Genomic DNA, 9,628 nt, shown 5'->3' with positions numbered 1-9,628 from the left:
ACACCCCGAGGCGGACGTGCGGGTGCGGATTCACCCGGACTGCATCAACGGCCACAAAAAAAGTTGCCTGCTTGACGCCGCTCTTGCCCGCGGCGTGACGCTGGAAAGTCGCCATGTGTCCTGGGCCTCGCTGGCGCGCCGGGCGCAGCGGGTCTATGTAGGTACCAGTCAGGCCGGGCTCGAGGCCATGATTCAAGGCATCCCGGTCACCTGCTTCGGCTTGCCGTTCTACGCCGGCTGGGGCCTGACCGATGATCGCCAGGCAATCCCCCGTCGCCAGGCCCGACCGAACCTTGAGCAGTTGGTGGCGGYGGCGTACATCCGCTATTGCCGCTACGTCGACCCGCTGACCGATCAGCGTTGCGATGTCATGACTGTGGCCCGTCAACTGGCCCGGCAAAAACACCAAGACAGCCAGTTCGCGGGGACATTGACCTTGCTGGGTGTGCCACACCGACAGCGGCCGGCGATCCGCACCCTGCTCAAAAGCCGATGGGGCCGGTTGACGTTCGTCAGCGATAGTGCCGAGCTGATGCAATCCGTAGTCGGCGAAACCGGCAAGCTGTTGGTGTGGCGAGCCAGCGAACCCGGCGATCTGCAATCCCGTGCCGAGGCCCACAGCGTGCCGCTATGGCGCATCAGCCCGGGCATGCTGCAATCACCGGGTGGCGATGAGCAACCACTGGTTCAGATTCGCGGCCTGCCGTGCAGCCCCCATCAAGCCCGGGAGTACAACTCCCATCCTGAAGCCGGCCTGTTCGACAGCTGCGCACGTTATCGACAAATTCACCGCTACCTCAGACGCATGTTCTGATCCCTTGCCGGCGAAGGCGTTTTTGAAACTTGCGTTGCGCTTTCGGCCGCCTTCGCTGGCAAGCCAGCGCCTGCAAAAACGCGTACACACCGTCATTTTGTGGACTTGCTGGCTCAGTTGCTTTCCGCCGTTGCATCGATCTTTCGGCTGCTCGGCTTATAGTTTTTGAAGTTCCTGCGCAACAATGGCAACGGTTTCGGCGATTTGCTCCCGGGTGTGCAGGCACGACACGAAAAAGCGTACACGAGCCGATTTTTCGGGCACCGCCGGATGAAGAATGGGTTGGGCGTTGATACCTCGACGGGACAGCGCGCTGGACAACTGGGTAGCCTTGAGCGAACTGCCGGTGATGATCGGCACCACTGCCAGACCGGTGCTTGTGCCGGTATCCAGGCCGGCGTCCCTGGCCAACTCGAGGAATTGCCTGCCGCGCGCCTGCAAGGTTGTGACGCGCTCGCCATCCTCAGGTAGACAACGCAATGCCGCCAACGCTGCCGCAGCTACCGGTGCCGGCATGCCGACGCTGTAGAGAAAACCCGGCGCCAGGAACTTGAGATGCTCTACCAGCGCTGACTCACCGGCGATATAGCCACCACAACTGGCCAGGCTTTTGCTCAAGGTGCCCATCCAGATATCCACGTCACTGCCGGCCAGACCGAAATGTTCACGGATGCCCTTGCCGGTCTGTCCCATTACGCCCAGTGAATGCGCTTCATCGACCATCAGCAACACTTGGTGTTTCTTCCTGAGTTCGACGAAGCGTGGCAAATCCGGGAAGTCGCCATCCATACTGTAGATGCCTTCGAGTACCACCAACACGCGCTCGAAATGCTGACGCTGATCGCTCAACACCCGGTCAACCGCTTCCCAGTCGTTGTGGGCAAAGACGAGACGCCGGGCGCCGGACAATTGAATCCCCTGGAGAACGCTGTTATGGATCAGTTCGTCATGCAGGATCAAATCCCGCGGACCGAATAGATAACCAATGGTGGTCACGTTCGTCGCATGGCCGCTGACGAAAGTAATAGCGTCGTCCACCTCATAGAGCCGGGCCAGTTCCTGCTCCARCTCGCGATGGATCGGACGATCGCCCGACACCRGACGGCTGGCGGAAACTGACGTTCCATAGCGATCAATGGCCGCTTTGGCGGCTTCAGCGACCACTGGATGCCCCGAGTAGCCCAGGTAGTTGTAGCTGGCGAAGTTCACGTAGCGGCTACCGCCCATGACAGTTTCCGCACCCGCCAAACCTTCGTGCAACTTGAAAAACGGATTGGCCAGGCCGAAGCGCGCAGCCCCGTCGAGCATGATGCGCAAATGCTGATAGCCAGGGTGCTGATCAAATCGGCAAAACTGCTCAAAGCCCTCGCGCGGGGCGCCTTTGACGCCCTCTAGTGAAGGGCTTGGAGCGCAATCGCCGATCTTGCGCAGTCGCCGTTCCAGGGCCTGTTGAATCAACTTGTCCTTCATCGAAGTGGCAAGCCCGGGCGTGGTTTTATTGGTCATGGTCCGGATCAATTAATCAAACGTGAAGGTTTCAAATCCTGGGTGCTCAACGGCGCAATGTCGTCGCGGGAAATGTCGACCCCGTGACGGGCGAGCGTATCGCTCGTCAGCGTCTGCCCGTTATGTTCGGTATCCGGTTGCACATCGCAATCCTGATTGCCTCGCAGGAGTTCAAGGATTCGAACAGTGATTTTGCCGATGCTTGACGCTTCGCTCAGCTCCATTACCGGCAGACGCACACCGAATCGCTCCTCGACTGCCACCACCAGTTCGACACTCATCAGCGAGTCCAGCCCCAACTCTTGAAGCGGTCGCGTGGCGTCCAGTTTGCTGGTTGGTAACCGCAGGATTTCGCTGATTTCCTGTTTAAGCATTTCACCGAACAGTTCGATCAGCTCGCAGTCGTCCATTTCGGTCAACAGCCGCTGGATATCGTCGACATCGCTTTCTTCGTCCTGCTCACCACCGTGCAATCTGGCCAGCTCATTGAATTTTGGCGAGCCGGCTGCCGGCAGGAATCGCGACAGTGCTTTCCAGTCCAGCTCAAGTACGCCCAGCCCCGAACGCCGCTGCAACAGCAACCGCTCCAGGGTTTCCAGTGCCGCTTGCGACTGCAGGGCAGCACCGCCCATGCGGCTTTGCAGGGCATCTTTGATGTCCTGGTTGCGCGCCAGGAAACCCGCATCATCGATGGCTCCCCAGAGTACGCTGGTTGCCGGCAGCCCCTGCGCCAGGCGATGACGCGCCAACGCTTCGAGCCAATGGTTGGCGGCGACGTAGTTGGCCTGCCCCGGGTTGCCGAACAAGGTCGTTGCCGAGGAAAACAGCACGAAGAAGTCCAACGGCAAATGGGCCGTCAATTCATGCAGGTATTGCGCGCCTTTGGCCTTGGGTTCAAGCACCCGTTGCAACTGCTCCTGGCTGAGGTTGCGGATCAGCCCATCATCAAACACGGTGGCCGCATGCACGATGCCCCGCAACGGTGCCTTGGAGGCTTCGATGCTCGCCAGCACGCTGCGCAATTGAGCGCTATCGGTGATATCGCAAGCCAGCGCCTGCACCTCGATACCTTGCTCGCGCCACGCCGCCAGCGCCGGCTGCGCTTCTTCGGTAGCAGCACCGCGACGACCGAGCAGCACCAGGTGACGCGCGCCCTTCTCCACCAGCCATTGCGCAGTACGCAGACCGAAACCGCTGAGCCCGCCCGTCACCAGGTAGGTGCCGTCGGCGGCCAGTTGCAAGGCCTGAGCCTGCGCCACCGGCGCGTGGAAAACCTGCTGGATCGGTGTGCGGTAGGTGACGACGATCTTGCCGATCTGCCTGGCCTGCTGCATGTAGCGGAATGCTTCGACGACTTCATTGGCATCGAAGGCGCGATAAGGCAGCGGACTCAAAATGCCGTCGCGGAACAATGCCATCATTTCGCCAAACAGCCGACGGGTCAGCTGCGGACGTTCGCTCATGAGCTGGTCGGCATCGATGCCAAAGTAGCTGATGTTGTTGCGGAACGGCCGCAGGCCGATCTTGGTGTTCTGGTAAAAGTCGCGCTTGCCCAGTTCGAGGAAGCGACCAAACGGCTTGAGTACTCGCAGGTTGCGATTGATGGCCTCACCCGCCAGGGAGTTGAGTACTACGTCCACGCCGCGGCCATCGGTAATGGCCAGGATGTCATCGGCAAACGCCAGCGAACGCGAGTCGAAGATATGCTCGACGCCCAACAGGCGCAGGAAATCGCGCTTCTCGTCGCTACCCGCCGTGGCGTAGATTTCGGCGCCGCACCATTTTGCAATCTGGATCGCGGCAATGCCGACGCCGCCCGCTGCACCGTGAATCAGGATTTTCTCTCCCGGTTCAAGCCGCGCCAGGTGATGCACGGCGTAATACACGGTGAAGAAAGTACTCGGAATGGTCGCCGCCGCTTCAAACGACATGCCTTCAGGAATGCGCGCCACAGCATTGGCATTGGTGATCAGGCGATTGGCGAAGCTCGACGGACCAAAACCGACGACACGGTCGCCCGGCTGGAAATCACCCTCGACCATCGCCCCTTTACCGCGCACCACACCGGCAAACTCGAAGCCCAGCGTCGGGCCCGAGAAGCCATTTTCGATCGCTTCATCAGACAGCAGACCCAACGCGAACATAACATCGCGGAAGTTCAAACCCGTGGCCTGAACCTCGATATCCAGTTCATCGTCTGCCGGCACCAGCGGCGCTCGTGCTTCCCAGCGCAAATTGCGCAGCTGCCCCGGCAAATCGAAGCCGAGCCTGATCTGCGTCGGCGCATCCAGCAGCGCACTGCCTGGCAACTCATCGGGCTGGATTCGCAGCCGTGCGACATACCGATCGCCCGCCGCGCTGATCGCCAGTTCGGTTTCTTCATCCGCATTGAGCAGTGCCGGCACCAGGGCCTCGACGCCAGCGCCAATCGCCAGATCGAGCAGACGAACTCGACAACCGACCGCTTCGTTCGTCAACGTCCGACCGAAGCCCCACAAGGCAGCATCGGCAATGCCTTGCACAGTCGTATCCAGGCGGCTGCCTTGCGGTAACAAATGGATGGCGGCGCCGGAGGTCAGCAACCAGCAATCCGCAGCGACGCCGGCCGATTCACAGGCTTGCGTGATGGCTGCGGCGTGCATGCAGCGGTCAGCCTGGGCATCAAGCCCTTGGGGTGCGAACAGGCCGGCCAGCATTACCACGTGTTGAGGCACCGCTGGACGTTCACGTAACTGTTGCGCCAGATCCGATGCCGAGCCAGGCGCGAGCAGCGCGGCCTCTTGACCTTGCTCGCGCAACATCGAGGCGAGTGCCCGGGCAAACGGTGCTTCAGGACCTTGCCCATCGGCTACCAGCAACCAGCTCTGGCGCGGATACTCACGTGCAACCGCGAGGGTCTTCGCACAATTTTCGGCGGCTACCAACAGATAGCAGCCAGACGCCGAGTACGGAATGAACTCCAGCGGCTCGGACACCTTCAGGCCATGACGCCGCAATTCCTGTTGCCAGAATCCCGGGGGCTGTTGCACCGCTAACGCCTGTTGCCCCTGTCGGGCCAGCCACCAGGAAGGTTCGGCGCCAAATGTGAAGTCCGCCCAACGCGCAGGGTGTTGCGCCAACAGAAGCACTTCACCGTTGGCACACAGCCTTGCAGCGCCATGGTGCAAGCCTTGACTGACGGCTTCCAGCGGTGCCAGGTCGGTGGCGACAAGGACCAGATCGAAGTCGTTCGCCGGCACCCGGGCGATTTTTTCCGACGCCTCCAGACTCAGTATCTGAAGCTCCGGGAGCTCAGCCTGGAGCATCGACGCAATTTCAATGTTCTGCGCAGAGTACTGATAATCGACCCGGTCAAAATCCAGGCCGACACACAAGTCTGCCGCCAGTGGTACCCCCTCGAAACCGAGTTCGAGAATACGCAGGCGCTGCCCGTCAGGCAGAGCGCTCAACCGTTGGGTGATATGTTCTCGCAGACCGCCCAGCAACGCTTGGTGACCGGACGCGCCGAGCACCAGGCGGGTCAATGCGGCGGGCGTGGTTTCCCGTGGCAGCAGTTGCGCAATCTTCACCTGACCGCTGATCAGCTCCAGCAGATGCATGCCGATCCGGCCGACCGAATGAATGATCTGGAAGTGTTCGGGATAGCTGCTGAACAGTTCCTGCCAGATGTCTTGCGCACTCGCTCGCTCGCCTTGATCGGCAAGCTGCCAGCCGCCATCGCCTGTCGCAACCAGGCTGCCATCCTCCAGCGCTTGCTCAAGAAGATGCTCAAGATAACCTCCTGCTTCCCAGGTGGAGCGCTGTTGCAGCGTCAGCTCACCGCCCAGCTTCTCGATGGCTTCCAGCACGAAACTGCCACACAGACCCTCGAGCAAAGGGTCGATTTCATCGGCATAACGGAGCAATCCGGGATCATCCGCGATAGCGCAAAGGTGCTGCTGCAACTGCGCCTCCAACCGTGAGTCCGCCAATGGCAATGCGCGTTCATTCGCAGGATAGGGTTTGGCAACCCCGACAAAGTCCACCAGTTTGATGTCGCCACTGCGATCCTTGTGCAGCCGAACCCCACGAAAACGGGCGTCCTTGATGCAGATGACCGCGCGGCCATGGACGTCGTACAACGTGAAGTCCGCCAACAGGGAATGCGCTGAACGTCGTACCAGAGTGACCTGGGCCAGACAAGGCGGCAGGCTGCCAGCAGCGAAGGCGATACGCCCGAGTTTCACCGGGATAAAGGCCAGGTCTTTGCGGCTGTCGRCCTCCTGGTCCAACAGTTGGGTGATCAACTGGAAGGCACTGTCCAGCAGTGCCGGGTGCACATTCAACGTTGCGAGTTCATCCTCGATCGGGGCCGGGACCGTCAACCGCGCCAACACCTGGTTGCCGTCGATCCAGCCTGCCTCGACGGCTTGATAAGCCGGGCCATAATTGAGACCAACCGCACGGGTCAGCGCCAGGTGCCCGGACGAGGTGAAATCAGGAGCGCGCGCTGGAACGACTGGAGCGGTGCTGGCCAGCAACCCGCCGCGCGCTTCACCCACAAGCCTGGCAACCACATGCTGCACCCACGGCTCAGCCTGGGCAGTGCTGCGCGACACGATGGAAAGGGCACCGTCGGTAGTGTCGATCATCACACGGACCTTTTTGCTGAAATCCGAGTGAAGCAAGAGCGGGCTGTGAATTTCCAGCTCTTCGATTTCCACATACTCACCGGGTTGATACTGCAATGCAGCAGCGAGTGCGACTTCGGTGAAACCCGCGCCCGGGAACAACACCGAGTCGCCCACCATGTGGTCGCCCAGTGACGGGAACAGTTGCGTATCCAGGCGATTGTCCCAGGTGAATTCATGCTCCGGCAGCATATAACCCAACAGCGGATGGACGCGCTCTCGGCTCAGGTGGCCGGAAGACTCGGGCGTGTCTGCGTGCCAGTGACGTTCGCGCTGCCAGGCGTAATTGGGTAATTGCACGAAACGGCCGGAGTGAGGAAACAGGCATTGCAGATCGATGTCGACACCGGCAATCAGTACCTTCGCCAGCGTACGATCAATCATCTGCGGGTTTTCTTCACCACGCAGCACCGTCGGGATCACAACCCCTTCCAGCTCCTGGCTGGCCATCGCATCGGCCACATAGGCACGCAGGATCGGGTGCGGGCCGACCTCCACGAATACGTTGTAGCCCTGCTCGGCGAGCGCCTCACTGGCGGACTTGAACAGCACCGGATAACGAATGTTTTTCCACCAGTACCCGGCGTCCAGATGTTCACCAGCCAGCACGTCGCCGGTCACGGTCGAATACATTGGAATACTGGCGTGACCCGGGACGATGTCGCTCAACACGTCGATGACTTGATCGGCGATCACATCCATGGCCGGCGAGTGGAACGCATAATCGAGACCCAGTCGGCGAACGAATACCTGACGCTCGGTCAGCGCGTGTTCCAGGGTTTCTAGCGCAGCCACCTGGCCGGCGACGGTCGCCCCCTTGAAACTGTTCTCGCCGGCGACGACCAACTCGCTGTCCAGGTCGAGCGTCTTCAACAGGCTCGCAGTGTCCGCCCCCGACAACCCTACCGCCGACATGTTGCCGCAGCCCTTGGTCAAGCCTTGCAGGCGACTGCGATGGTAGATCACACGGGTGGCGTCGTTCAGCGTCAGTGCTCCGCATGCCCAGGCGGCAGCGACTTCACCCACGCTGTGGCCGATGACGGCCACCGGTACTACGCCTTTTTCGGCCAGCATGCGGGTGACACCCACTTGCAATGCAAACAACGCCGGTTGCGCAAATTCAGTCAACTGATAGCGGTCATCACCCAGCTCGACCGCCAGTTCGGCGATCAACGAATAGCCGGATAGCGCATGGAAAACCGCGTCCACCTCGGCAACCGCCTGATGGAAAACCGGATCGGCCAGCAACGACTTGCCCATGCCCTGCCACTGCGATCCATTACCGGAGAAGACGAACACGGGCCCTTTTGCCTGATCCAGGACACGGCCACTTTCCAGTACCGCCGACAACGCCGGAACGCCCGGTTCCGTGACGAAATCCAATAGCGTCTGAGCGCTGCGTTGAGCATCCGCACCGAACACCACCACCCGTTGCGGGAGCAACTCGCGGCGAAACATCGACTGGTAGGCCACGTCGTAAAGATTTGCCGCGTCCGGCCCGGACAAAAATTGCGCCAGCTGTTCGGACTGGGCCGCCAAGGCTGCGTTGTCCTTGGCAGAAACAATCAACGGCACTGACTGCCCCATCTGGCGCGGGGCCTGCGGCGCCTGTGGCGGACTTTCCAGGATGACGTGGGCGTTGGCCCCGCCGAAACCGAAAGAGTTGACACCGACCACCAGTTTTCCGCTGGGTTTGAGCGCTTGGGTTTCAGTGACCACACTCAGGTTGAGGTCAGCGAAAGGAATGTTCGGATTGAGCTTCTTGATGCCGATGGTGGCGGGCACCTTGCGTTCGATCACGCAGTACAGCGCCTTCATCAAACCGGCGACACCCGAGGCTGCCTCAAGGTGCCCGATATTGCTTTTGATCGAACCGATCAGCAGTGGCTGATCCGCCGGGCGCTGCTGCCCCAGCGCCTCACCGATAGCCCGGCTCTCGATAGGATCGCCGACTGGCGTGCCCGTACCGTGAGCTTCCAGGTAGTCAATGTCTGTCGCACTGATGCCAGCACTGTCGTAGGCCTGCTTCATCAGGGCTATCTGCGCATCCGCGCTCGGGACGGTCAAACTCGACTTTCGCCCATCGGTATTAGCCGCACTGCCGGCAACGACCGCGAGGATCTGGTTTGCGTCCTCGATCGCCTTGTCGTAATCCTTCAGATAGAAAAGCCCCGCGCCTTCAGAACGGACATAGCCATCTGCAGACTCATCGAACACATGACATTGCCCCGTGCGCGACAACATTGAAGCCTTGGAAAAGATCAAGAAGCCAAAAGGGTGAAGATGCAGGCTGACACCACCGGTAATCGCCTGTTCGATATCGCCGTTCTGAATGGCCTGGCAAGCCTGGTGAAAGGCCATCAGGGAAGAAGAGCACGCCGTGTCGATGGCCATGCTCGGGCCTTGAAGGTCATAAAAAAAAGATAGCCGGTTGGCCGCGATACTGAAGGTATTACCGGTGGCGGTTGCCGCATCAATCGTCGACATGTCATGCGTCAGACGATAGCCGTAGTCGACACTGGCGATCCCCAGGTAAACACCGCAATCGCTGCCACGCAGGCTCGACGGTTTGACACCGGCGTTCTCGAACACTTCCCAGCCAAGCTCCAGCAATAAACGCTGCTGAGGGTCCATGACC

3 protein-coding genes are annotated in these 9,628 nt (G+C 60.5%); 1 reads left to right on the top strand and 2 read right to left on the bottom strand.

Translation table 11 applies throughout. The annotated features are described in order from the left end of the window. On the top strand, positions 1-814 hold an 814-nt coding region (locus AC1DVH_RS21015; RefSeq protein WP_477755422.1), incomplete at its 5' end, for a capsular polysaccharide export protein, LipB/KpsS family. 156 nt (positions 815-970) lie between these two features. Here AC1DVH_RS21015 and AC1DVH_RS21010 read toward each other — a convergent pair. Both AC1DVH_RS21010 and AC1DVH_RS21005 read right to left on the bottom strand, forming a co-directional pair. Further along, positions 971-2,320 carry an aminotransferase class I/II-fold pyridoxal phosphate-dependent enzyme gene (locus AC1DVH_RS21010; protein ID WP_477755421.1) on the bottom strand — a complete coding sequence of 450 codons (1,350 nt, stop codon included), beginning with the start codon at positions 2,318-2,320 and terminating at the stop codon, positions 971-973. 8 nt (positions 2,321-2,328) lie between these two features. Then, the coding region (locus AC1DVH_RS21005; protein WP_477755420.1) for an SDR family NAD(P)-dependent oxidoreductase at positions 2,329-9,628 on the bottom strand (7,300 nt) is incomplete at its 5' end.

It is taken from the genome of Pseudomonas sp. P4_C3, from assembly GCF_056402075.1.
This window is presented reverse-complemented; position numbering and strand designations above follow the sequence as displayed.